This is a genomic window from candidate division WOR-3 bacterium (assembly GCA_039804025.1).
Lineage (GTDB): Bacteria > Hydrothermota > Hydrothermia > Hydrothermales > JAJRUZ01 > JBCNVI01.
On the sequence record JBDRZP010000009.1, the window covers coordinates 27,754 to 51,985 of the forward strand.

A 24,232-nucleotide genomic window follows, 5' to 3' on the forward strand; every position below is an offset into this window, starting at 1 on the left:
ACCTCCTAAATTAGATAGAACAATGGGAAAATAAATATCCAGGCAATATCAACAAAATGCCAGTATAATCCAGCATTAAAAAGTTTTGTATAATCAACTTTCTTAACAATTTCCTCTTTCTCAATTAACCGGATATCAAGTTTAACTTCTTTAACATTTTCATTAATTTCAATTCCAAGAATACTTTTCCCCTTTAAACTCTTTAGTTCACTCCCCCATAGACTTATTTTCTTTCTTGGCTCTTTTAAATATATAAAAAACATCACAATAAAGATTATAACTCCGATAAGAACATGTAAACCATGGATACCTGTAATTACATAATAAAGATTAAAGAAGGAAGCTTCTCCCCTTGAGATACTGGTTAGAAAATCAGATCCAGGATATATTCCGTGTTTAATCTTGTCTGACCATTCAAAATATTTGTTAACAAGAAACAAAAGAGCGAAAAATATTGTTAAGAAAACAAAAAATAGCGAATGACTTTTTTTACCTTTTTCAAAGGCGGCAATTGAAAGGGCAACAGTTAGACTGCTTGAAAGCAAAACAATTGTATTTATAGTTCCTATAGTTAAATTTAATTCTCTTGAACCTTTTGCAAAATCTTCTGGAAAAGAATATCTAAAAACAGAGTAAATAAGAAATAAACCACCAAAAAATAAAAGTTCAGAGAATAGAAAGAGCCACATTCCAATTTTAGCACCCTTTATATCTCTGTGAATATGAGTGATTTCCATTACTCTTTCCATTTTAAATCCCTCTTAAAATCTTATACTTTTAATTTTTCCCTGATTTTCTTAAAATCATAAGGTTCATCGGGTGCAACAACTTCATAATCAAAATTTTCAGCTGGTGGAGGTGAAGGAATCTGCCACTCGAGGGTTACTCCTCCCCAGGGATTTTGTTCAGCTTTTTTACCTTTAAAAAGATGATAAACAAAATTGAAAACCATTAAAAATATACCAGGAACTAAAATCCATGAACCAACTGTTGCTAAAAATTGAAGGGGCTCATACTGGGGAAGATAATCATAATATCTTCTCGGCATACCCATTACTCCTAAAATCATCATTGAAAAATAAAGAATATTGAAACCGATAAACATTAGAAAAAAGTAAATTTTTGCAAGAGTTTCATTATACATTTTACCAAACATTTTTGGATACCAGTAATGCATTGCAGCAAAAAAACCAAAACCTACGCCTCCAAACATAGTATAATGAAAGTGAGCAACAACAAAATAAGTATCGTGAATGTGAATATCAGAGGCAAGGGCACCATTTATAAGTCCAGTTAAACCACCTATGGAAAACAAAAATATGAAAGCTAAAGCAAAAAGAAGTGGTGATTTTAAATTAATTGAACCCTTATATAAGGTTGCCACCCAGTTAAAAACCTTAACACCTGAAGGAACTGCAACAAGAAAGGTAAGTAAAGAAAAAATAATCCTTGCAAAATCAGCCATTCCACTTGTAAACATATGATGACCCCAGACAAGGTATCCTATAAAAGCAATAGCAAGGGAAGAAAAGGCAATTGCCTTATAACCTGCAATTTTTCTTCTTGCAAAAGTGGGAATAATTTCCGAAATAACTCCCATTGCAGGAAGAATCATTATATATACAGCTGGATGGGAATAAATCCAGAAAATATGCTGAAACATAATAGGATCCCCTCCTTTTGAAGGATCAAAAAGCCCTATACCAAAAATTCTCTCTAAAATAACAAGGAAAAGAATTAGACCAACTATAGGAGTTGCAATTACCTGAATCCAGGAAGTCGCATATATTGCCCATACAAAAAGAGGAAGATTAAACCATCTAAAATTTTTTGCTCTTAACCTGTGTATTGTAGCAATAAAATTAAGACCTGTTAAAATTGATGAAAATCCAATAATAAACGCAGCAAAGGCAGAAAGAGAAACATTGGTTCCTGTCCTTAAACTGTAAGGAGCATAAAAAGTCCAGCCTGTGTCAGCAAAACCCTTTCCTGTATGAAGGGAAATTAAAGCAACTATTCCACCAGAAAGAAATAACCACCAGGAGAGCAAATTTATCCTTGGAAAAGCAACATCCCTTGCTCCTATTAAAATTGGAAGAAAGAAATTACCCATAACAGCTGGAATTACAGGAATTACAAATAAGAATATCATTATAACTCCATGAAGGGTAAATACCTGGTTATAGGTTCTTGCATCAAAAATCTGCTTTCCCGTTTTCATAAGCTCAATTCTCATTAGAAAACCAAGTGTTACAGCAACAAGGAAGAAAACAGAAATAGTAACAAGATAAAGAATGGCTATCCTTTTATGATCAGTAGAAAAAATCCAGGAAAAAATCCCCCTGAATTTACTTTCGGATTTATAATAAGGTATATAAACTTCCATTTAATCCTCCCTTTTTCCTTTTTTAATCCATAAAGTTAAAAATAAGGCAAAAGAAATAACAAAAATCATAGAGAAAGTCATAAAAACTTTAATGAAATTGAAAACATATTTTCTACCCTTTGGGTCATAATTAAAACAGAACCTTGTGGCTTTTACTCTAATTCCTCCCAGTTTACCCTCTGAGGCTTCGTGTAAGGCTAATTCAAAATCAAGGGGTAAAAGTTCAGGTCCATATATATACCTTACTATCTTTAAATCGGGTGAAATAAAAATGTAAGAACTTGGATGAATTAAAGTGCCATTTTCTTTCTTAAAATAAAATCCAAGAGACATAGTCAATCTATAAAGATTAGAGGAATCTTTCAAAACCGTGAAATTAAAACCATTTTCATCAATATTTTTATTCAGAGACAAAAAATATTCTTTTTTGATTTCTAATGCTTTATTAACATCATCTTTAAGATCAAAACTGAAAACAATAATATAAAAATCCTTACCTAATTTTGAAGTAATCTTTTCCAGATTATTAACAATTTCATTAAGCATCATTGGACATACCATTTTACAGCTATAAAAAACAGGAACAAGAACAAAAGGTTTTTTATTTAAAGAAATATCTTTTAGAGTGAACTCCTTTCCCTCTGAATTAACAAAATAAATATCTCCCGGCAAATAAGAACCGATTTTTTCAACTACCCCAACTTCAGGGGTTTCATTTATTATTAAAAAAAACAGGATAAAGTTAAACATTTTATGAAATCTAATTCTGGAATTGAACCTTTTTTAATTTTAAAATAATACTATAAACGTTTTAAAAAATCAAGTAATTTACATTGAATTTTTAAAGTTTTTTCTTTATAATTGGATTATGAAAAAAATCTTAAGTGAAGAAGATATTATAAAAATAATTGAGAAAAAATTACCTGAAATTATTGAAAAATCACCTATTTTCAGATTAAAGGTTGAGGAAATAATTAATAAAAGGGCAGTAACAAGAGAGGAAATAAAAGAAATACTAAATGAATTAAAAGCACAAAGAGAGGAATTAAGGGCTCTAAGGGAAGATACTAATAAAAGATTTGAGGAAATAAATAAAAGGTTTGAGGAAGTTGATAGGAGGTTTGAGCTTCTTACGAAAGAGATGAGGGATGGTTTTAAGATTTTAAGAGATGCTATAACCGCAGTAGGGGCAAGATGGGGTATTTTTGCAGAGGAAGCTTTCAGGGAAAGTATGAAAGATATTTTAAAAGAACTTGGATTCTATAATGTTGAGAAATGGGAGGAATATGATAATGAGGGGATGATTTTTGGTTATCCATCGATAGTTGAGGTAGATCTTGTTATAAAAGATGATAAACATTATTTAATAGAGATAAAAAGCAGTGTATCGGATGGTGATGTTTTGAAGTTTAAGAGGATTGGGGAATTTTATGAGAAAAAAACCGGGGTAAAACCCGAACTTTTTATAGTTTCTCCTTATATAAGGGAAGAGGCAAAGGAAAAGTGTAAAATTTTTGGAATAAAGTTTTATAAAAAAGATTAAAAATATAGAATTATACAAAAATTTTACTTTCGGAGAACTTTTAAATAAAATATATAAAATCAGGGTTCAATTCCAAAAAAACTTTTCTAAAGACAGATGGGTAACTTAATAAAAAAATTTTTAGGTCTAATGCTAATTTTTACTTTCTTTTTCATCATATTAAATGCAGGTTCTACAAAGGGAAAGGAAAAGGAAAACCAGATTCTCGCAATACCACTTAACTTAAGTTATCAGGGTTATCTTACTGATGCATCAGGTAATCCAATTAACGGAACAAAAACAATGAATTTTGCAATTTATGATGCCCAAACAGGCGGAACACAACTATGGAGCAGCGGAAACCAAAATGTTAATGTCTCACAGGGTATTTTTGAATTTATTCTTACAAATGTTCCCGCAAATGTTTTTACTCCTGGTGCTCCGAGATGGCTTCAAATTACAGTGGAAAGTGAAGTGTTATCTCCAAGAACTCCAATCACAAGTGCACCCTGGGCATATGCTACTTTATACTCAGAGGATGCGGGAAAAATAGCTGGAAGACCTGTCTCATCCAATGCACCATCAGTTGGGCAAGTTCTTAAGTGGAGCGGGACAGAATGGGTTCCTTCTAATGATGAAACAGGAACAGGATACTGGAAACTCACTCAAAATCTTCTTACTCCCTCAGATAGCACATGGAATATAAAATTGGGAAGAAGTTTTACAAATCTTCCTCCTTCAAAACTCTATGTAAAAACAAAAAATCTGTATGGTGGATATTTTTATACAGATTCTCTAAATGCATCTAGTCATGCTGTTCATGCGGTATATGGTGGCAGTGGAAATTATGATGCAAAAGCAGTATATGGAGCAAGTGTTCCTGCTCCTGCTTATGGATACGGTGGTTATTTCCTTGGTGGGTGGACAGGTGTTTATGGTGCAAGTTTAATTTCTGGTTCAGGTTCAAGATATGGAGTATGGGGTGAAGCAGCAAACGGCTCTGTTAACAATTATGGAGTCAGAGGAGTTGCATACGGAACAACAGGAACTAAATACGGAGTATATGGTTCAGCAGGTGATAATGGAACAAACTATGGGGTATATGGATATGCACCTGGAGCAGATGGAGATGACTACGGGGTATTTGGATACGCAGGAGAGGGATTGGGACTTGATTATGCAGGTTATTTTTCAGGAGATGTTAGAGTTACAGGGACTTTATACAAAGGTGGAGGTGGTTTTCTGATTGACCATCCTCTTGATCCCGAGAATAAGTATCTTTACCATTCTTTTGTTGAATCACCTGAAATGAAAAATGTTTATGATGGAATTGTAAAGCTTGATGAAAAAGGGGAAGCCTGGGTAGAACTTCCAGAATGGTTTGAAGCACTTAATAAGGACTTCCGTTACCAATTAACCTGTATCGGGGATTATGCACCAGTATACATAGCAGAAAAAATAAAAAATAACAGATTTAAAATTGCAGGTGGAAAACCCGGAATGGAAGTTTGCTGGCAGGTAACAGGTATAAGAAAGGATCCATTTGCAGAAAAATACAGAATACCTGTTGAAGAATGGAAGAGAGAAAAAGATATAGGATATTACCTTCATCCAGAGGCCTATGGTCTTCCAAAGGAAAGGGGAATTGATTATAAAAATCATATAAAACCACTTCTTGAAAAAGAAAGATGAAAAAAAATTTATTTTTAATACTCTATTTTTCTCTTCTTTATTCCCAAAATTATTACCTGAAATCTGATGTCCTTTCAGCAGGTGCTACGAATGCAAGTTCAAATAGTTTCAGATTAAAAGGAACACTTCATCAGGTAGCGGAAAGTGCTCCATGGCTTAATTCTCAGAATTATAAGGCAATAATAGGGTTCTGGCATCCATTTTTCATGACAGAATTAAAGGAAAAATTAAGAGAACCATCAGAATTTTCCTTAAAAAATTTCCTTTATCCTCCGGTACAAGATATTAAATCTAAATCTATTGTTTTTAAGTATTCTATAAGTAAAAAAGGAAAAGTCTCAATTACCATTTATAATTCACTGGGACAAAAAGTTATTACACTTTTGGAAAAAGAGCAAATACCCGGAATATATGAGATTAAGTTAAACATAAAGGAAAATAAACTTGGAAGGGGTGTATATTTTTGTGAATTAAAAATAAAAAATTTTGAAACAAAGAGAAAATTTATTGTTTTTTAAAATTATATTAAAAACCCGTAAAGCCTGATTGGTCCACTACGGGATAAAATAGTTTTTTAAAGTCTTATATTAAAACCCTTATTTAACTTTCTATATTCTCATTGAGTATCCAGGGAAAATTATCTTAAAACTCTTCCCAAAACAGGAATAAAAAGTGGTATTTATAAGTAGATAATCCTTCCAAGTATATGAAAGCTATCTCCTAATCCTCCTTATTTCCGATATTTCTGTTATTAATTCACATCAGCTTTTTATTTATTCTTTCGTAGCCCATAATTTAAAGCTAAAACAGAAGAAATAATGATTGCTATAAAACTGAAAAACAGAGTAAGAAAACTCAAAGCCTCAGATTTTTTGGGTCTTACTTTTACAATTCCCTTCATATATGGATGTGGAGTACAGAGATACTTGTATTCACCTGGCTTTTTAAATGTATATTCAAAACTTTGCGCATGTAATAATAAGGAAGAAGCAAACTTCTCAGGTCCCTCGTAAACAGCTACATTGTGAATACCTGCAAATTCTCCTTGAGCGTATGTAAAAACATCTTCATTTATCCATTTAACCTTTGTATTTTCGACAATATCAACAACTTTTGGATAATAGGAATTACCCTTTATTCTAACAACCACTTCCTTCACATTTTCATCAAACACTTGCGGAATATCTACATCTTCACTTCCTGGTTCAAAGGGGGCAATTATTCTCACTGCTTCTTTTTTATATTTTGCAAGATCTTCAGATGTATAACTGGGTCCTTCTGCTTTTATTACAGGTTCAATTTTAGCATCTCTTTGAACTCTTATTAATCCAACTGCACCTCTGTCAGTTGTTCCAAAAGCATGAGATACGATTGTATAATCACCCTCATCCGGAGGTATTCTAAACTCAACTACCCAGCTATCTGTTGGACCTGCTAAAACACTTTGTCCTCCTACAAATATATTATCCGGATGGCCCTGCCAGTAGGCAAAATCCCATATTATCCCCACAATGTGAAGTGTGGAAATAAGATTTGGCCCTACATTTAAAAAGTATATTCTAACATAATCACCTGGTCTTGCCATAATAGGTTCTTTAACATATCTGAAAATCTCTCCATTAAATAGAACATAGACGGGTTGTCCATCTATACCCTCTTTACCACTTGAATAAACTTCATGCTGCATTAAATAGATTTCAATATCTGGTTTTTTATTTAAAATCTGCTCCAATTTATATTTTTTCTTTGGCTTTACAACAATCATTCCGTATTGACCAAATATAGTATGCATCATAATTGCGTGTGCCCCAGGAGCGCAATGATAAAGGTAAACACCAGGATAAGTTGCTTTAAATTTAAAAACTCTCGTTTCACCCGGCTGAATTTTACCAAGATACTTAGATGTTTGAGTATAAGCGGCGTGAATTGAAAGCCCATGTGGGACAGTACCTTTATTTACAACCTCAAATTCAATAACATCTCCCTCATTAGCAATTAACATTGGACCAGGAATTTTCCCACTTATATTAAACCCCCTATACAAAACACCGTTTCCAATATATACTTCTCCTTCCTGCATTTCAATTTTAAGTTTTACATCTGCCTTTGTATTTTGGTCTACAAAACTTGTCATAGGAATGGGTAAATTTTTATCTCTCTCTTGTATTATCTTGATAAAGTCACTGGAGACATTTCCATTTATCTTTTGTTCTTTTTGTAAAGCAACGACAAGCTCCTTAGCCCTTATATCATTCCTTTCACCAGAAATCAGTTCAGTGTATAATCTTTTATTGCACCAATCGCAGGCAAAGTTTATTCCCACAAAGGTTAATATAACTGTAACTATTATTAGTAGTTTATTTTGTTTCATTTTTTTCCTCCTTTTTGAAGTTTTTTGTTCAAATTTCTACTCATTTTTTAAATTTTTAAAATACATAATAATTAGTAGTACTAAGTAATATAATACAATAAATTTTTCAAAAATTCAAGTTTATCAAATTATTTAAAAGTTGTATTTAATTTGATTTTTTTAAAAAGAAAACTTATAATTAAAATATAATGCCGGGGTAGCTCAGTCGGTAGAGCACTGGACTGAAAATCCAGGTGTCCCCAGTTCGATTCTGGGCCCCGGCATCTATCTCAAATGAATTTCCTCCTTTTCAGAACAGATAAGATAGGTGACCTTGTTCTTTCCCTTTCTGTTCCTCAGGGTTTAAAAAGAAAATATAAGGATTCAAAAATTATCTTTGTTTGTAATCCCCTTTATAAAGAAATTCTTTTAAACCACCCTGATATTGACATAGTTACAGACTTTGATAATATTGATAAGGAAATAGAAAATTTAAAAATTGATGTATCAGTTCATATTTTTCCAAGGTTTAAAGAAGCCTATTTTTCTTTTATAAAAAAAATTCCTGAAAGAATAGGAACTCTTTACAGATTTTATTCTTTTCTATTCAACAGAAGAATTCCTTTACACAGAAAAACCTGCGAATTCCATGAGTCCTTTTATAATGTTTTACTTTTAAAAAAAGCAGGATATGATATTGATTACTTTAAACCCCAATTATATCTAAAGGAGGAAGAAGTCTCAAAAATTAAAGAAAAATTTAAAAATTATAAAAAACCCTTTATTTTAATTCACCCTGAATCAAGGGGTTCTGCTCCTAACTGGAGTTTAACTAAATACAATGAACTTTTAAAAATCCTTGATATTGACGGAACCATTTTTATAACAGGAACTCAAAAAAATTTTGATTTTTTTAAAAAGGAAAACATCATAGATTTAAGAGGAGACTTTAATTTAAGGGAGTTTATAAACTTTATTTCCATATGTGACCTTGTTTTTGCCCCTTCAACAGGTGTTATTCATATAGCATCTGCATTGAATGTTAAAACAGTTTCAATATTCTCTGAAAAAAAACCCTTTACCCCAAAAAGATGGGGACCACTTGGTGAAAGCATAGTTTTAAAAACAGAATCCAACAATCTTGAAAAAATTTCTGTAAATGAAGTTAAAGAGGCAATAATTTTATCACTTAAATAAAATTGAAAATATTAAAAAGTAAAAGTTATAATAAAAAACGGGGCCGTAGCTCAGTGGGAGAGCACCTGGTTTGCAACCAGGGGGTCGGGAGTTCAAATCTCCCCGGCTCCATCTTTTTATTCTTCAAAGCCATACCTCCCTATTAATGGAACAAAAACACAGGGCCCGTGATATTCCTTTTTTAATTTGTTCCCTTCTTTTTTTATTTTTACAAGGTCCTGATAAAGTTTATCACCTATAGGCATAACTATAATTCCTCCTGGATTTAATTGCTCTATAAAAGGAAGGGGGACATCTGGAGCAGCAGCAGAACAGATTATACCATCATAGGGAGCAAAATCCATTAAACCTTCTGAACCATCACCCACATGAAAATAAACATTTTCTATGGAAAGTTCCTTAAGTTTTTCTCTTGCATAAAGAGATAAATCTTTAACCCTTTCAACAGTATAAACAAATTTATTAAGAAGACATAAAATTGCAGTTTCATAACCTGAACCTGTACCTATTTCAAGAATATGTTTGTTTTCATCAGGCTCTAAAAGTTCAACCATTAAAGCAACCATATAGGGCTGGCTAATTGTTTGACCCTCTAATAAAGGCAAAGGAGAATCATCATAAGAAAAAGACTTTATTTTATCAGGAACAAATAAATGCCTCGGGACAGCCAGAAAACTCTTTAAAACCCTTTCATCACATATTCCCCTTTCCCTTAACTGTTTATCTACCATTTCTTTTCTTAAATTATAAAAAGGATCATTTTTGCTACTGAACCTTTCTAAAAGTTCTTCTAATTTTTTATTCAAGTATCTTTTTTAATTTTTTTATAAGCTCTATATCAGTTGCATCAAGAGTTAAAGGAGTTATACTCACAAAATGCTCAAGAACAGCTTTCACATCTGTGCCCTCCTCTGGAATTAGTTTCAGCTTACCGCCAATTTTATAAATATTTTCACCCACTTTTTCAATTGGATTTAAATAATGTCTTTTCCCAAGTTTTGTAACCTTAATTCCCTTTATTTCTTCAATTTTTAAATCATATAAGTTTATATTTAACAAAAATTTATTTTCATAAAATTTACTTTCAATTATTTTTCTTAAAATTAAATCAAGATAATATTCACCTCCTTCATAACAAGGCTCATTATATGGACCAACTGAAAAGGCTATTGAAGGAACATCATAAAGATAACCTTCCCTTGCGGCTGCAAGAGTCCCTGAATAAAATGTATCCTCACCCAGATTAAATCCATAATTTATTCCCGAAACAAGAAGTTGAGGTTTTTCCTCTAAAATTGCTTCCATAGCAACTAAAACACAATCTACAGGAGTTCCATCAACAGAATAAAAATTTTCCCTTATTTTATTAACTCTTATATTTTTCCTTAAAGAAATTGAATGGCTTGAACCAGATTTTTCTTCTGATGGCGCCACAACAATAACTTCCCCAAAATTCTTTAAAATCTTTAAAGCCCTTCTTAAACCCTCTGCCTCTATTCCATCATCATTAACAAGAAGAATTTTAAGTTTATCCATCTTTAATTTTATTAACTTTTTCTCACTTTTGCAACTAAATGACCTATGTTACTTTCAATTTTAATAGGATCTAAATTTATACCTCTTTCTTTTGCAAAATAAATAAAATCAAAGAAATTTTCTTCAAAGGAGCAGTGAAAACAAGTTTCTCCTTTAAAATCAAGATAAAAGGAATCTTTTTTAAGCTTTTTATAATCAATAAAAACTTCAGGATATCGCCATAAATGATACTCATTAACAAGAATTTCAAAAATATCAAGTTTTTTCATAAAAATCTTTTCAAGTTCCATTTTTTTATCATTAAAATCTGCAACAATAAGATATACCTTTACTCCCTTTTCCATAGCTCTATATAAACTTTTTGAAAAATCAAAATGAGTAAAGGAATTGGGAGCAAAACTTTTTGCATCCTTTCTCTGAACAATAAAAACTATGTAAGCATCATCTCCATTTTCCTTTAATTTTGATAGTAAATCAAGATGCCTTTTACCCCTTATGGTAGGAGCATCAGGAAAAAGAGCTATATCCCTTTCCACAAGAGTACAGGACTTTATTTCAACAAAAATTCTTTTTTTACCTCTTATAAATAAAAAATCAATCCTTTCACCATCTATTTTAAACTCTCTTGAAAGAAATCTTGCTTTTCTTAAAAAATCAATTTCTCCTCTTTTATAAAGTTCATAAAAAAATTTATTGGGAAGATGAGAATCAACTGAAACCCATATATCATCCTTTTTAACTGCAATTAACTTGTAGGGAATCTTTCCCTTACCTTTCTCAATCAAACATTCCGCCCCTTCATTTAAAACTTCTTTTAATCTTCCTGAATTAGCAAGATAAGCCTTTACCTTCTTTTTTTTAAATTCTACAAATGTAACAAACCTGTTAATTCTTCTTAGGAACTTTCCTTTTTCTGGCAAGATGAGCAGATTCCGTATAGCAAAAGATCACCAAACATTACTTTATGATTTTCTATATTTTTTGGAAATTTAACTGTTTCCTTTTCAATATCATAAACTGTTCCACATTTAACACATGTAAAGTGAATATGGGGGTCTGTTTTTGCTTCAAATCTTGATTTATCCCTTTCAACCTTGATTTCCCTTGCTACTCCAAGTTCAATAAATAGTTTAAGAGTGTTGTAAACAGTAGCCTTTGATAGGGATGGGAGTCTATCTTTCAATGCATTATATATCTCATCAGCAGTGGGATGAGAAGTACTTTCACTCAAATATTCAAGAATCATTAACCTTGAAGAGGTCAAAAAATGACCTTTCTTCCTTAAGACTTCAAGTTTTTCTTGAAAATCTTTTTTCATTTTATAATACCCTCCCTAAATGTTTTATTTATTTTTTAAAATTTTACTCTTTAAAATTTTATTATAAACTAAAACTTTTATTTTTTCAAGTGAATTTTTGCGCACCCTAAAGGGTGCGGCTACCATAAAATTGTGGATACCTTATGATTAAATATGATTAAATAAAATTATGGGCATAAAAGAAAAAACATTCTCAAAGAATTTTTGCGCACCCTAAAGGGTGCGGCTACCATAAAATTATAGAATCATGCGAATAAATATTAAAGATTTTCAAAAAAATGGTAGGCGCAGGCTTTAGCCTGCGAATTTTTACTTAGAATTGTGAATCCCATATGATTAAATAAAATTATGGGGATAAAAGAAAAAGCGAATTTTTGCGCACCCTAAAGGGTGCGGCTACCATAAAATTATAGAATATGCGAATAAATATTAAAGATTTTCAAAAAATGGTAATTTTTACCGATATTGAATGCCTCCTCTACTTTAACCTTTCTCCATATTTTTCACAAACTATTTAATCTTAATCCTCTTAACCACTATTTCACCATATTTTTTCTCTATTTACTCCAAATTATAAAAGAGCAATTTAGATTCTTTGTCTATTAAAATTTCCTTTTTTCAGGTGCATCAAATAAAAACCTGTTAATAAAACTTTTTAAAAATCCCCTCCCACTTTTTAAATCACCGTAAACAAATTGAACTCTCCTGAAAACAATAAAAATTAAAAAAATTAAAGGTAAAAAAGAAAATTCCCTAAATTTTAAAAAAATATAAAGAGAAATAGAAAAAATAAATATAATTATATAAAGAGCTACCTCTTTTATAAAAAATAAAGGTGAAAAAATTAATAAAAAAATTAAAGTTTCTTTTGGAAAAAGAGTAAAAAGAAAACCAAGGGATGTAGCAATACCCCTTCCACCCTGAAATTTAAGAAAAATAGAATAAGAATGCCCTAAAGCTGCAAAAAAACCTGATAAAAAGGAATAAAAAGGAGAAGAACCCAAAAATTTCGGGATTAAAGCAGAAATTAACCCTTTTAAGAAATCAAGAATAAAAGCTAAAAAACCATACTTAAAACCAAGAGTCCTTCTTACATTCGCGCCACCCACATTACCGGAACCAACTTTCCTTATATCAACACCCTTTAATTTGCCAATTATAAAAGAAAAAGGGATTGAGCCAATTAAATAACCTGTAAGGGAAAATATTAAAGTTTCCATTTTGATATTCTCCATAATATAAAAAAAGAACCTGAAAATGCAAAAATGTAAAAGGAGAAAAATCTCCATAAAAAAACTATAAGAGGAATAAAAGAACTTTCCAGATTTTTTGAGATTAAAAAGAAAGATATTATTTCAGCATAACCAATTCCACCGGGTGAAGGAGAAAAAAGTAAAAGCACATATATAAAAGATGAAAGCAAAAAAATTTTAAAAAATTCTATCTTTACTCCAAGAGCAAAAAAAATTAAAGGTATAATTAAAACAAGACTTAAAAAACTTTTAAAGGCAAATAAAAGGGATAATAATAGATAATGAGGATTTTTCAAAAATATAATAAAAACTCTTTTAAAATTAATAAGTTCAATAAAAAGGTAATTGAGTATCTTTTTAAAATTCCCCTCAAATTTAAAAGAAAAGGATTTCAATGTTTCTTCTGGAAGAATAAAAAGAAATAAGAGAATAATAAACATCAAAATTATAAGTAAAATTATATAAGAAAAAATCATTCTTATATATGGATTTTTATTAATTGGTAAAAAATTTAAGTTTAAAATTAAAGAGCTAAATAAAAATAAATATTTAAAAAATGCAAAAATATATAAAATAAAAGTGCCTTCACCAAGAGATAATTTTTTTCTTGAAAGTAAAAAAAGTTGATAGGGAAGACCACCTGAACCAAATGGTGTTATTGAAGCAAGAAAATATCCTGAAAGAAGAAGCTCAATAGAAAATGAAAGATTAACTTTTTTATTTAAGGAAAAGGAGGCAAAACTTATACTTAAACCAGCAAAAATTATATAAAAAAAGGAAGATAAAATTAATAAAAACACAAAGAAAATTTTTATGCTTTTAAAATATTGAATATCCAGTTTAGAAAAGGAATGAAAAAAAACAAAAAGAAAAGAAATAAAAAAAATTAAAAATAATAATCTTATTCCTTTTTTAACTTTTTTCCTTTCAATAATTTTCATTTTAAAATTATATTCTATGATAGTTTTCTGGCAGGATGAAAAACTTCCCTTAAATACAAATTTTTTTGGACCAAAACCTGTAAGATTTTTAGAAATAGGCTTTGGTAAGGGAGATTTTTTAATTCACCTTTTTGCCCTTGACCCTTTATCCCCTTTAGTGGGAATTGAAATTTCAAAAAAAATGATAAAAATTCTCCTTAAAAAACTTTCCTATCATCCAAATATATTTTTATTTCATGGTGATGCAAAATTTTTATTAAAATATGCTTTTCCCAATTTTCTTTTTGAAAAAATATTTATGCTATTTCCTTTTACTTTCAAAAAAGAAAAACATAAAGAAAGGAGAATTTACGAGGGTGATTTTCCTGAAATTATATGGTATTCACTTAAAGAAGAAGGTAAGTTCTACTCTATAACAGACGAAAAATTTTTTTATGAAGAAATGAAAGAAAAATTTTTAAGTAAAGGATATTTTATTGAGGATGAATTTGAAAAATTTTTTCTTGAAAAAGCCACAGACACAAAATATGCAAGGAAATGGAAAAAAATGGGTAAAAATTTTTATTTTTTATCTCTTAAAAAGGTTTCAGATAAAAAACCTTATCTTGAAAAGGAAATTAAAATTGTAAATAAAATTGATCACTTAATTTTAGAAAAAGAAGATTTTAAAAATAATTATGAAAGAAAAGAAAAGGAACGCATTTTTAAATTAAAAAGAATATTTACTTCTGATAAATCAAAGATTTTTGAATTCTTCTCAAAGGAAGAAAATTTTGAACAGTTTCTATTTTTCATTATGGAGAAAAAGGATAAAATATTATTAAAACCTTTATTCAGGGAGAAAATGATTTTTACTGAATGGATTCTTGATAATTTAAAAAATGTTTTTTTTCAAACTTAAAATTAAATATGAAAAAGATTTTTATAACATTACAGATAATCATTTTAATTCTTATAAAAATTTTAATAATTTTAAAAACAGAACTAACAGAGGATGAGGCTTATTACTTTTTATGGTCCTCTAACTTAGATCTCTCCTACTTTGACCACCCTCCAATGGTTGCATACTTAATTAAAATCTCAAAAATTTTTTTAGGAGATAATGAATTAGGTGTTAGATTTCCAGCATTTTTTTTAGGTCTTATCTTTTTATTGATTTTAGTACTTATATTTATAGAAATTGATAAAACTAAAATTTTAACATCAATCTATGTTTCCTCCCTCATCTTAATATTTTCAGTTGGGGGTGTAGTAATAACTCCTGACACACCTATGGCTTTATTTATAATACTTACCTTTTATTTTCTTTTAAAATCAGAAAAAAAACCTTTTTTTCTTTATTTAGCAGCAATTTCTTATGGACTTTCCCTCTTATCAAAATATGTATCAATCCTCATCTTACCATCAATCATTCTTTTTTTCTTTCAGAAGAAAAAATTATTTTCAAAGGAAATTTTCTTATTCCTTTTAATATCCCTTTTAATATTTTCGCCATGTATAATATGGAATTTAATGAATGATTTTGTTAGCTTCAAATTTCAAATTCATCATGGATACGGAAAAAAAGAAATAGAATTTATGAACACTCTATTATACCTTTTAGATTCTATACTTGTATTATCCTTCCCCCTTTCAATTCTAATATACTTTTATGGTTTTAAAGGTATTTTTAATGAAGGTATAAATTTTTTAACTTTTTCCTTTTTATTTCCCTTTTTATTTTTTATGATTTCTTCACTTAAAACAAAAGCAGAGGCAAACTGGCCAAGTATATCCTATATTTTTCTTTTAATAATTGCTGTAAAATACTTAAAGGAAAGTAAAAGTTTTTATATCACCTCTTTTATAACTTTTGTTTTAATCTTTTACATTCATTTACATACCCTTTATCCTTTGATAAAATTTAAAAAAGATCCCACATTTAGAATGAAAGGATGGAAGGAACTTGCCTTTGATGTGGAATGGTTTGCTGAAAGATATGGAATAAAAAATTTTGCAGCTAATAACTATCAAATAGCTTCCCTTTTATCCTTTTATATGAAAGATAAACCTTATGTTTACTCCCTGAACATAAATTCAAGGGAAAACCAGTTTACAATATGGCAGAAAGAAAAAAAACTTCCGGATACACTTTTATATGTTGGTGAAATAAATGAGGGATTTAAAAAATTTTTTAAAGAAATAAAAAAAATAGGCGAATCAGAAAGTAATATAAGAAAAATGGATATTTATTTACTTATAAAATGAATTTGTTAATATTTTTAATAATAACAGCTAAAAATGTAAAAATAATTTATAAACCAATTTTTGAATCGGATTTCTTTTTATATAAAATTGCGGAAAAAATCTCCTTTAAACCAAAAAAATTCAGAATTAAAAATCTTCTCCTTGAGGATAGGGACACAGTTATAATAAGCGAAAGCATAAGAAGATTAAGAGAAACAGGTGTTTTTACAGAAATTGAATTTTTCAAAAAGGAAGATACTTTAATAATAAAATTAAGACCACTTTTTACACTTGCCTTATTTTTAAATTTTGAAGGAGGCGGAGGTTTGGTTCAGAAGGGAATCGGTATCTGGGAACACAATTTTCTTGGACTTTTAATTGATGCAAGATTAAATTACATTTGGGGATACGAATACCCATATTTATACTTTCAGATTTTTTATCCTTCAATTTTTAAAAATCATGATATATCAATTTTTTATCTTGATTCAAAATTTTCAAAGATAAAAAATATATCAATTTTTCCCTTTTTTTCTCCCTATGCAAACAACAGGTTAAACCTGTATTATACAGAGTATAAAACAAAAAGATTTCTTTATGAAAAGGGAATTATTATTGATACATTTAAATTCAGTGGAAAGGATTTTGCTTTTGAATTTTCAAAAAATTTTTTAAAAAAAGATTTATTTTTTTCACCCTTAATTGGATCAGGTGATAAAAGAATAGATAAAAGTAACTTTTATTTATCAATTGGGTTTGAAACTGGAAAGTTAAAAACAGAGACTGTAAAGTTTATAAGAAATTTTGGAGAAAAGGAATATAATCTTCAGGGAATTTTTCTTAGATTAAATTTTTATAAAAATATAGTTAAGGGAAAAACCGGATATGAAACTAAATTATTTATTAATTTCTTTGAAAATAGATTAAGTTTAATAAATTCTTTAACTTTAAAAGATTTTTTAGATAAATTTTTTAATCTGCAAAGTTTTCTTTATTTAAAAATAAATAATTCCGCTATACTTGCCTTTATGTTTCGGTATGAAAAAATAAAGGAAATTTTTAATGATTTTAATTTCCGTTACCTTGGTGGATTATACGGTTTAAGGGGATATAAGGCATTTTATTTTAATACCTTCCATTACATTTTAAACATAAGTGAAATAAGAATTTATTTTAAGGAATTCTTTGATCTTTTTAAACCAGGTATTGTTTTCTTTATAGATAATTCTTATATGTTTGACAGAAAAAAATTTGCTTTTTCCTATGGATTTGGAGTAAGAATAGAAATAACAAAAGCATACGATCTTCCTGTTATGAGAATGGATATAGGTTTTTCAGAGGAAGGTAAATATTTATCCTTTGGAGAAGGACAAAGTTTTTAAGAGATTTTTTTAAAAATTTATCTTAAAATCTTATTATGAAAAGTAAAATAAAAAAATTTATTTTAAATTTAATTTTACTAATATTCTTTACGATATTATTCCTTTCTGGTTTTATCTATATAAGGATCAGAATATCCCTGCCTGTGAGAAGTGGTGAAATAAGTTTAAAAGGTGTCAAGGACAAAATTTTTATATACTTTAACGAATACGGAATCCCACATATTGAAACAAAATATCTTGATGATGTATTTTTTGCAATAGGTTACCTTCATGCTCAGGATAGAATGTTTCAGATGGATCTTTTAAGAAGGGTAAGTTTTGGGGAACTTTCTGAAATTTTTGGTGAAAAAACCTTTAAGGTTGATTCCTTTTTCAGAGTTCTTGGAATTAAAAGGATTGCAATAAAAAGTGCAAAAAATCTTTTACCCCTTGAAAAAAGAATTCTTGAAAGCTATTCAAAAGGGGTCAATGCCTATATTGAAAAAAGAATAGGAATGTTACCTATTGAGTTTTTACTTTTAAATTATAAACCTAAAAAATGGGAAATTGAACATTCAATAGCAATAGGTAAAATTATATCCTGGGATTTAAACCTTTCTTTCAAAGGTGATCTTTTTTATACAGAATTAAAAGAAAAAATTGACACAGAAAAAATTAAAGTATTTTTACCCTTTTATCCCCTTGATGCACCCACCCATATTGAATCAATTAATGAATTTGAAAAAAAAGAGGATCTTTTAAAAAAAATCAAGGAACTTATTCCATCATTTACGGGCTCAAATGCTATTTCTATTTCAAATCCCCCCTTACTTGAGAATGACCCCCATCTTGCTTTAACAATTCCTCCTAACTGGTATTTAATTTCTGTAAAAAGTGATTCCTTAAATTTTGTTGGTTTTACAGTTCCAGGAATTCCTTTACCTGTTCCTGGAACAAACTGGAAAATTGCAGTAGGTGTTACTTCCCTATGTCTTGATGATGGAGATTTTATAAAAGGAGATTTACAAAATGTAGATATAATTGAAGAAACAATAAAAATAAAGGGAAAGGATGATAAAAAAATAAAGGTTATTTTAAAGGAGGAAATGCCACTTGTTGATGAAAAAAATAAGCTTTTTTATTTCTGGAGAAGTTCTCTTTTATCACATGAAATTTTATCTATCTTTAAGTTATATAGAGCAAATAATGTTTATGAAGCGGACAGTGCCTTAAAAGAGTTCAGGGACCCATCATTAAATTTCCTTATATGTGATGTTGATGGTAATTTGCTTTATAAAGCCTGCGGATGGATAGAAAAAAGGGAAAACCCTTCAATTTTTGTGAGAGAGGAAAAACCTGAGGAATTTATTCCTGATTCCCTTTTACCCAAAAAGATAAATCCTGAAAATGGTTATATAGCATCCTGTAACAATCCACCTGAAAGAAATTATAAATATTACATCTCACTTTATTTTTCACCTTCAGGAAGAGCAAGAAGGGCAAATGAACTTCTTAAAAATAAAAAAGAATTTAATTATAAAGATTTAATGAATTTATCAAGGGATGTAAAGGATGTTTATGCAGAGTTGATAGGTAAAAAGATTCTTCTTACATTAAAAAATATACCTATGGATAAAAAAGAAAAAGAGATTTATGAGAAACTGAATAATTTTGACTATATTTTTACAAAGGATAAAGAAGAACCTCTAATTTTTTATAAACTAATTTACAAAATTTTTGAGAATTTTTATAAGGAAAAACTTGGGGAAAAACTTTATAAAAAATTTTTATCCTTTTCCTATATACCTTTAAGTGTTCTTGAAAATAATATAAGAGAAGGAGTGATAGAAGATTATTACATAATAAAATCCTTCAGAGAATTATGTAAGGAGTATAAAAAAGAAAAATATGGGAAATATCACATAGCAGATTTTAAACATCCTTTCAAGGAAATAAAATTTATTGGATTTCTTTTTAAATTAAAAGAAATACCCCTTGATGGGGGACTGACAACAATTAATAAAATGGGCTTTGAACTTCAAACTCCTTACAGGGTCCCAGAAGGTCCTTCAATGAGAATGATTATAGATTTAAAATATAAAAATTTCTATTACATATTACCTCCAGGAGAAAGTGGAGTTATTTTTGATAGAAACTACAGCGATCAATACGAGCTATGGGCAAAAGGTGAATATTTAACACTTTTCCCATTTAATATAAGAAGTAAACTTATAATATCACCATAAAAATATTACAAATTTTCCTTAAAAAGCCACCTTGTGCCGCCTGGCCAGCCTTTATTAGCTATATCTAAAACTCTGTCAATAGAATTTTTTTCATTAAAAAGATTTTCAAACATTCTTTTGTATGCTTTTCCGAATATATGATTACCTTTATATTTTTTAATGTTATCTGATGACATAATTTTATAAATTAAATATGTAAGGGTCTTGACAAATTAAAAAAAATGTTATATAATATTAAATAAAAGAGTTCAAATCTCATAAAAAATAAAAGCAAAAATGGTGATAAAAAGAAAAAGCAAAAAAGTAACAAAAAAATCTTCAAGAATAAAAAAAACTAAAAGACCATTAAAAGCAGTAAGAAACTGGTCAAGACCTCTTCCTTTAACTGAGGTTAAAAAACTGAGTAAAAAGGGATACAAAATAATCGTATCATCAAGCGGATTCACTAAGGGTTCCATAAAATACGCAAAAAGAGCAAAACTTTCCCTTTATTACAAAACAAGAAAAATAGTCTAAACTCTATATAAATAAAAAAATAAATAAAAATAAAATTTTAGGCTAGAAAAGTAAAAAGTTATTTTTTATTTTTTATTAATTTTTTATAATCAAATTTTAGTATTTTTGCGAGTTCTATTGATTCTTCAAGTGCGGTTTTTGTAAAAAGTTTATCTTCTGGATAATTAAGATATATTATAAAACCTTCCCTCATACTTTTTTCAAAATCAAGTAATGCTCTTAAAATTTGCATATAAAAAAATTTAAGTTCTTTCTCCTCAAAGGAGTCAGGTGATAAGCCATATATTAAATCCAGAAGTTCCTTTGCCTTATTATAATCTCCGTAATCCATATAAAGATAAGCAAGTCTTTTAACTGCCTGATAAAAATCGCTTTTACCTTTTGTTATATCACTATAGACTTTATAAAAATGTAATGTGGAATCATGAGATAACTTTCTCAAAACGATAGTTAAATTATATAAGGAAAATTCGTCTCTGTATTTTTTGTAAAGAAAAGAATACATTTTTTTTGCTTCCTGAAGTTTTCCTGTAACAAAACTTATATTTGCTTTTTCAAAAGTTATTCTCTTTTTAAGATAAGGATCATTCTTAAATATATTAAGAAGGGAATCTGCTTCTTTATACTTCTGATTTTTTATCAAATCTATTGCTTTTTTATATATTACAAAAACTGAATCAAACCACTTTTTTTGATCTTTAAATTCCTCCTTTCTACTTATTATGTTTTTCAATTTATTCAAATCCTCAACATTACCCTTTTCTGCATAAAAATTAAAAAATTTTTCAATAACAAATTTATTATCAATTTTTCTTTTTTTAAAATAATATTCAGCCATATTAAAGCTTTCTAAATGTAAAAGTGCTTTCAATTTCAAAGTATCATCATCTAAGAAAAGGGAAAGTTTAAAAAGTTCCTTAAAACTTTTATTTTCAATAATATAGGGAACAAAAATTTTATAATATCTTTTTAAAATATCTGCATCATATTTTTTAAAATATTTATAAAGTTTTATTATATTTTCTTTTTCTCTTTTTAAATGGTAATATGTTAAAAGTGCTTCCCTTCCCCTTTTAAATTCAAGAATTTTATTTAAATCATATTTTTTTAATAAGGAATCAATTTTAAAAGTATCTTTTTTTTGAGAAAGGAGATATAAAAGAAGTGAAATATCCTTATAAAATTTTGAAAATCTCAAAAAATAAATACTGCTATCTTTCTTATCCTTCATAAAATAGAATCTTCCTTTTAAATAATTATATTTAGATGGAACATAGTTTATCCCCTTTTTATTTTTTTTGAAACTAATAAGGGAAATGAAAAGAGAATCACCTCTAAGAGTATCAGGAAAATTTATCTCTTTATCTATAAAACTCAAAAAATAGAGTGAAGGTAAAAAATACTTATTCTTATTTCCAGCATATTTATAAATAATATCATAAAGACCCTTATCATAAATTTCCTTCCAATCCAATTTTCTATTTTCAAAAATGTTAGTCAAAATTTTTGGTATATATGAGGAATCAGGAAATAAAGGTAAAATGTAACCGTAATTTTCAAAAATATACTTTCTCAAGGAATCAGATTTTCTCTTATTCTTTTTTATAAAAAATTCTTCTTGCCACATTTTCAAATTTTCAGTATCAGGATCATTTATAAAAGTATCATTAAAAGTAAGAAAATTTTTATAAATTTTGAAAATAGAATCAGAATAGGGAAAATTATTAATATTCTTTAATGTATCATAATTAAAAAGAAAGGAAATTGTATCCTTCAATTCTGACAAATAAAAAAGATATAAGTCAGGTCTTTCTTTTTTTATTATATCAAGTAAAGGATAAATACCTTCAAAATTTTTAGTTTTTAAAAAAATTTCAAAAATTTCCTTTTGCGCATTAACTCTCTCCTCTGGATAATCAGAGGCTATTTTTCTCAATACTTTTTCACAGAATTTATAATCTTTCTTCTTTTTAAAAAAATTTTGTAAAGCCCAAAGTTTATCTTTTCTTTTTTTATAAAAATGAAGATCAAGAAGATACTGAAGGGAAATTAAAGCATTCTGTAAAGTATCAGGACCTAAAAACATCAAAATCTCTATAGCTTTACCTTTAACAGAATCAGAAAGGGGGGATTCTAAAACATCTACCAAATCCTTTTTAACATAAAAGTTCCCTTTTTTTAAAAGTTCCTCTGCCCTTTTTATTTTATAAATTCCCCATATATCACCTGTTGAACTTTCAATAAAAGCATTTATTTCTGAAAGCTCAAAAAAAATATAAAATAAAAAAATCATTTAATAAATTTAACAGGATTACATAATCTATGAGGATGATAACCTTCAAGAAGTGCTTCCATAGAAGATTTAAAATTAACCCTGTTAAAGGAAGGTATTTCAGGAATTTGAGGACAGTTTCTTTTATGAAACTCCATTTTTTCTGCATTTCCTATAAAAATATCCTTTTCATCAAGAAACATTTTCCACATACCTTTTTTGTTATTTATTGCATATTCAAGGGACTTTCTAAATTTCAGTATATATTTTATATTCGGAGGAAAGGTGTAAATATAGGAATAACCATTCTTTAACATATAGTTATTAACAAATATGGTATCAACAAAAACATAAGCAAGGATTCTTTCATATACATCTTTTTTTACAACATCAAATTCAAGTTTAACCTTTTTACCTTTAATAAGTTCTTCAAGAGCCTTTTTCGCTTCATAATAATAAAATCTTCCCTCCTCAGGTGTATCAATTCCTATAAGTCTTACCTTCTCACCTGAAAAAGTGAGAAATGTGTCCCCATCTATTACTTCTTTTACTTCAACTTCAAGAGCACAGGATAAAAGAAAAAATAAACTAAGAAACAGAAATCTTTTTATTATATTCTTCCCCTCCTCCCATTTTATTATTCACCTTTTTTCTTATCTCTCTCCTCTACCCATCTTTCTATATATTCAATTATCTCTTTTAAAGGTGTCCCAGGCCCAAATAATTCTCCAACACCCATTTCTTTTAATTTCTTCTTATCCTCCTCAGGGATTATCCCACCACCAAAAAGCAAAACATCATCAAGCCCTTTTTCCTTCATTAATTTTAAAACTTTTGGAAAATAGGTCATATGAGCCCCTGAAAGTATGGAAAGTCCAATGGCATCCACATCTTCCTGAAGAGCTGCTTCCACAATCTCCTCAGCAGTTTTGTGAAGACCTGTATATATAACTTCCATACCGGCATCTTTTAAAGCCCTTGCAACTACCTTTGCTCCCCTATCGTGACCGTCAAGTCCTGGTTTTGCAATTAAAACTCTAATTTTTTTTGTCTTTTTCATTTTCTATAAGCAATAACTTCAATTTCAATTTTTGCATTTTTTGGTAAAGAGCTTACCTCAACAGTAGTTCTTGCAGGATAAGGTTCTTTAAAATATTTTGAATAAATTTCATTTACCTTTGGAAAATCATTAATATCTTTAAGAAAAATTGTAGTTTTTATAACATTTTCCATTTTTAAATTTATACTTTCAAGAATTTTTTTAATGTTTTCAAGAACCTTTTCGGTTTGCCCTTCAATAGTTTCTGGCATTTCACCTTTTTCTGGATCAATACCAATCTGACCTGCGAGAAAAACCAAGTTCCCTGCTTCCCTGTATAAGGAATAGGGTCCTATGGGCTTTGGCAAACTCATTTT

Annotated in this window: 24 protein-coding genes and 2 tRNA genes; 11 read left to right on the forward strand and 15 right to left on the reverse strand. The window is 28.7% G+C overall.

The features are described 5' to 3' along the window. Nucleotides 1–5 precede the first annotated feature (5 nt). The 3 genes from ABIN73_04525 to ABIN73_04535 are packed head-to-tail and all read right to left on the reverse strand — an operon-like array spanning nucleotide 6 to nucleotide 3,136. Nucleotides 6–749, reverse strand: a complete 744-nt coding sequence (locus tag ABIN73_04525) for a cytochrome c oxidase subunit 3 (GenBank protein ID MEO0268991.1) — start codon at nucleotides 747–749, stop codon at nucleotides 6–8. Between the two features lie 20 nt (nucleotides 750–769). Continuing rightward, nucleotides 770–2,386, reverse strand: coding sequence for a cbb3-type cytochrome c oxidase subunit I (locus ABIN73_04530; GenBank protein ID MEO0268992.1), 1,617 nt, complete (start codon nucleotides 2,384–2,386; stop codon nucleotides 770–772). Next, entirely contained in the window at nucleotides 2,387–3,136 is a 750-nt protein-coding gene (locus tag ABIN73_04535) for an SCO family protein (GenBank protein ID MEO0268993.1), read from the reverse strand. Between the two features lie 118 nt (nucleotides 3,137–3,254). Between ABIN73_04535 and ABIN73_04540 the strand changes: the two genes are divergently transcribed. The 3 genes from ABIN73_04540 to ABIN73_04550 all read left to right on the forward strand — a co-directional run bounded on the left by ABIN73_04540 (nucleotide 3,255) and on the right by ABIN73_04550 (nucleotide 6,118). Then, complete coding sequence (locus ABIN73_04540) at nucleotides 3,255–3,929, forward strand: DUF3782 domain-containing protein (GenBank protein ID MEO0268994.1); 675 nt, start codon at nucleotides 3,255–3,257, stop codon at nucleotides 3,927–3,929. A gap of 96 nt (nucleotides 3,930–4,025) precedes the next feature. Continuing rightward, on the forward strand, nucleotides 4,026–5,600 hold the full coding sequence (locus tag ABIN73_04545) for a hypothetical protein (protein MEO0268995.1): 1,575 nt from the start codon (nucleotides 4,026–4,028) through the stop codon (nucleotides 5,598–5,600). Beyond that, entirely contained in the window at nucleotides 5,597–6,118 is a 522-nt protein-coding gene (locus ABIN73_04550) for a T9SS type A sorting domain-containing protein (protein MEO0268996.1), read from the forward strand. Before ABIN73_04545 ends, ABIN73_04550 begins: the two co-directional genes overlap by 4 nt. 251 nt (nucleotides 6,119–6,369) lie before the next feature. Here ABIN73_04550 and ABIN73_04555 read toward each other — a convergent pair whose 3' ends face one another. After that, nucleotides 6,370–7,971 (reverse strand): multicopper oxidase domain-containing protein, encoded by a 1,602-nt coding sequence (locus ABIN73_04555; protein ID MEO0268997.1) that lies wholly within the window; start codon nucleotides 7,969–7,971, stop codon nucleotides 6,370–6,372. Between the two features lie 190 nt (nucleotides 7,972–8,161). Here ABIN73_04555 and ABIN73_04560 point away from each other — a divergent pair. The 3 genes from ABIN73_04560 to ABIN73_04570 all read left to right on the forward strand — a co-directional run bounded on the left by ABIN73_04560 (nucleotide 8,162) and on the right by ABIN73_04570 (nucleotide 9,258). Next, nucleotides 8,162–8,234: transfer RNA gene (locus ABIN73_04560), tRNA-Phe, on the forward strand. A 10-nt stretch (nucleotides 8,235–8,244) separates the two neighbouring features. Next, nucleotides 8,245–9,147, forward strand: coding sequence for a glycosyltransferase family 9 protein (locus tag ABIN73_04565; GenBank protein ID MEO0268998.1), 903 nt, complete (start codon nucleotides 8,245–8,247; stop codon nucleotides 9,145–9,147). A gap of 39 nt (nucleotides 9,148–9,186) precedes the next feature. Beyond that, a tRNA-Ala gene (locus ABIN73_04570) sits at nucleotides 9,187–9,258 on the forward strand. 5 nt (nucleotides 9,259–9,263) lie between these two features. Here ABIN73_04570 and ABIN73_04575 read toward each other — a convergent pair. The 6 genes from ABIN73_04575 to ABIN73_04600 form a co-directional block, all read right to left on the reverse strand. After that, nucleotides 9,264–9,953 carry a protein-L-isoaspartate(D-aspartate) O-methyltransferase gene (locus ABIN73_04575; protein ID MEO0268999.1) on the reverse strand — a complete coding sequence of 230 codons (690 nt, stop codon included), beginning with the start codon at nucleotides 9,951–9,953 and terminating at the stop codon, nucleotides 9,264–9,266. Then, nucleotides 9,946–10,683 carry a 5'/3'-nucleotidase SurE gene (gene surE, locus ABIN73_04580; protein MEO0269000.1) on the reverse strand — a complete coding sequence of 246 codons (738 nt, stop codon included), beginning with the start codon at nucleotides 10,681–10,683 and terminating at the stop codon, nucleotides 9,946–9,948. The genes ABIN73_04575 and surE overlap by 8 nt, the downstream gene beginning before the upstream one ends. 11 nt (nucleotides 10,684–10,694) lie before the next feature. Then, nucleotides 10,695–11,603, reverse strand: coding sequence for a DNA/RNA nuclease SfsA (gene sfsA / locus ABIN73_04585; GenBank protein ID MEO0269001.1), 909 nt, complete (start codon nucleotides 11,601–11,603; stop codon nucleotides 10,695–10,697). Then, complete coding sequence (locus tag ABIN73_04590) at nucleotides 11,579–12,001, reverse strand: transcriptional repressor (protein MEO0269002.1); 423 nt, start codon at nucleotides 11,999–12,001, stop codon at nucleotides 11,579–11,581. The genes sfsA and ABIN73_04590 overlap by 25 nt, the downstream gene beginning before the upstream one ends. Nucleotides 12,002–12,603: 602 nt before the next feature. Continuing rightward, nucleotides 12,604–13,221: a glycerol-3-phosphate acyltransferase gene (locus tag ABIN73_04595; protein ID MEO0269003.1), complete on the reverse strand. Its 618-nt coding sequence runs from the start codon at nucleotides 13,219–13,221 to the stop codon at nucleotides 12,604–12,606. Further along, nucleotides 13,209–14,195 carry a flippase-like domain-containing protein gene (locus ABIN73_04600; protein MEO0269004.1) on the reverse strand — a complete coding sequence of 329 codons (987 nt, stop codon included), beginning with the start codon at nucleotides 14,193–14,195 and terminating at the stop codon, nucleotides 13,209–13,211. The genes ABIN73_04595 and ABIN73_04600 overlap by 13 nt, the downstream gene beginning before the upstream one ends. A 16-nt stretch (nucleotides 14,196–14,211) precedes the next feature. On the opposite strand from ABIN73_04600, the gene ABIN73_04605 reads away from it, so the two are divergent. From ABIN73_04605 to ABIN73_04620, 4 genes are read left to right on the forward strand one after another with little or no spacing between them, the layout of a single operon-like run. Then, the gene (locus ABIN73_04605; protein MEO0269005.1) at nucleotides 14,212–15,096 is read left to right on the forward strand and encodes a hypothetical protein; all 885 of its coding nucleotides are present in this window, start codon (nucleotides 14,212–14,214) and stop codon (nucleotides 15,094–15,096) included. An 8-nt stretch (nucleotides 15,097–15,104) separates the two neighbouring features. Beyond that, entirely contained in the window at nucleotides 15,105–16,442 is a 1,338-nt protein-coding gene (locus tag ABIN73_04610) for a glycosyltransferase family 39 protein (GenBank protein ID MEO0269006.1), read from the forward strand. A 2-nt stretch (nucleotides 16,443–16,444) separates the two neighbouring features. Continuing rightward, a complete protein-coding gene (locus tag ABIN73_04615) occupies nucleotides 16,445–17,803 on the forward strand; it encodes a hypothetical protein (GenBank protein ID MEO0269007.1) in 1,359 nt (452 codons plus the stop codon). A gap of 35 nt (nucleotides 17,804–17,838) precedes the next feature. After that, nucleotides 17,839–20,028, forward strand: a complete 2,190-nt coding sequence (locus ABIN73_04620) for a penicillin acylase family protein (GenBank protein ID MEO0269008.1) — start codon at nucleotides 17,839–17,841, stop codon at nucleotides 20,026–20,028. Between the two features lie 5 nt (nucleotides 20,029–20,033). Here ABIN73_04620 and ABIN73_04625 read toward each other — a convergent pair whose 3' ends face one another. Beyond that, nucleotides 20,034–20,204: a hypothetical protein gene (locus ABIN73_04625; protein MEO0269009.1), complete on the reverse strand. Its 171-nt coding sequence runs from the start codon at nucleotides 20,202–20,204 to the stop codon at nucleotides 20,034–20,036. A gap of 100 nt (nucleotides 20,205–20,304) precedes the next feature. On the opposite strand from ABIN73_04625, the gene ABIN73_04630 reads away from it, so the two are divergent. Further along, nucleotides 20,305–20,544 carry a hypothetical protein gene (locus tag ABIN73_04630; GenBank protein MEO0269010.1) on the forward strand — a complete coding sequence of 80 codons (240 nt, stop codon included), beginning with the start codon at nucleotides 20,305–20,307 and terminating at the stop codon, nucleotides 20,542–20,544. A 58-nt stretch (nucleotides 20,545–20,602) separates the two neighbouring features. Here ABIN73_04630 and ABIN73_04635 read toward each other — a convergent pair whose 3' ends face one another. Genes ABIN73_04635 through ABIN73_04650 form a run of 4 tightly spaced genes read right to left on the reverse strand, consistent with a single transcriptional unit; the run spans nucleotide 20,603 to nucleotide 24,229 of the window. Further along, nucleotides 20,603–22,837 carry a hypothetical protein gene (locus tag ABIN73_04635; GenBank protein MEO0269011.1) on the reverse strand — a complete coding sequence of 745 codons (2,235 nt, stop codon included), beginning with the start codon at nucleotides 22,835–22,837 and terminating at the stop codon, nucleotides 20,603–20,605. Next, a complete protein-coding gene (locus ABIN73_04640) occupies nucleotides 22,834–23,457 on the reverse strand; it encodes a thermonuclease family protein (GenBank protein MEO0269012.1) in 624 nt (207 codons plus the stop codon). The genes ABIN73_04635 and ABIN73_04640 overlap by 4 nt, the downstream gene beginning before the upstream one ends. Beyond that, nucleotides 23,454–23,876, reverse strand: a complete 423-nt coding sequence (locus ABIN73_04645; protein MEO0269013.1) for a cobalamin B12-binding domain-containing protein — start codon at nucleotides 23,874–23,876, stop codon at nucleotides 23,454–23,456. Before ABIN73_04645 ends, ABIN73_04640 begins: the two co-directional genes overlap by 4 nt. Further along, nucleotides 23,873–24,229, reverse strand: coding sequence for a RidA family protein (locus tag ABIN73_04650; protein MEO0269014.1), 357 nt, complete (start codon nucleotides 24,227–24,229; stop codon nucleotides 23,873–23,875). Before ABIN73_04650 ends, ABIN73_04645 begins: the two co-directional genes overlap by 4 nt. Nucleotides 24,230–24,232: the final 3 nt, after the last annotated feature.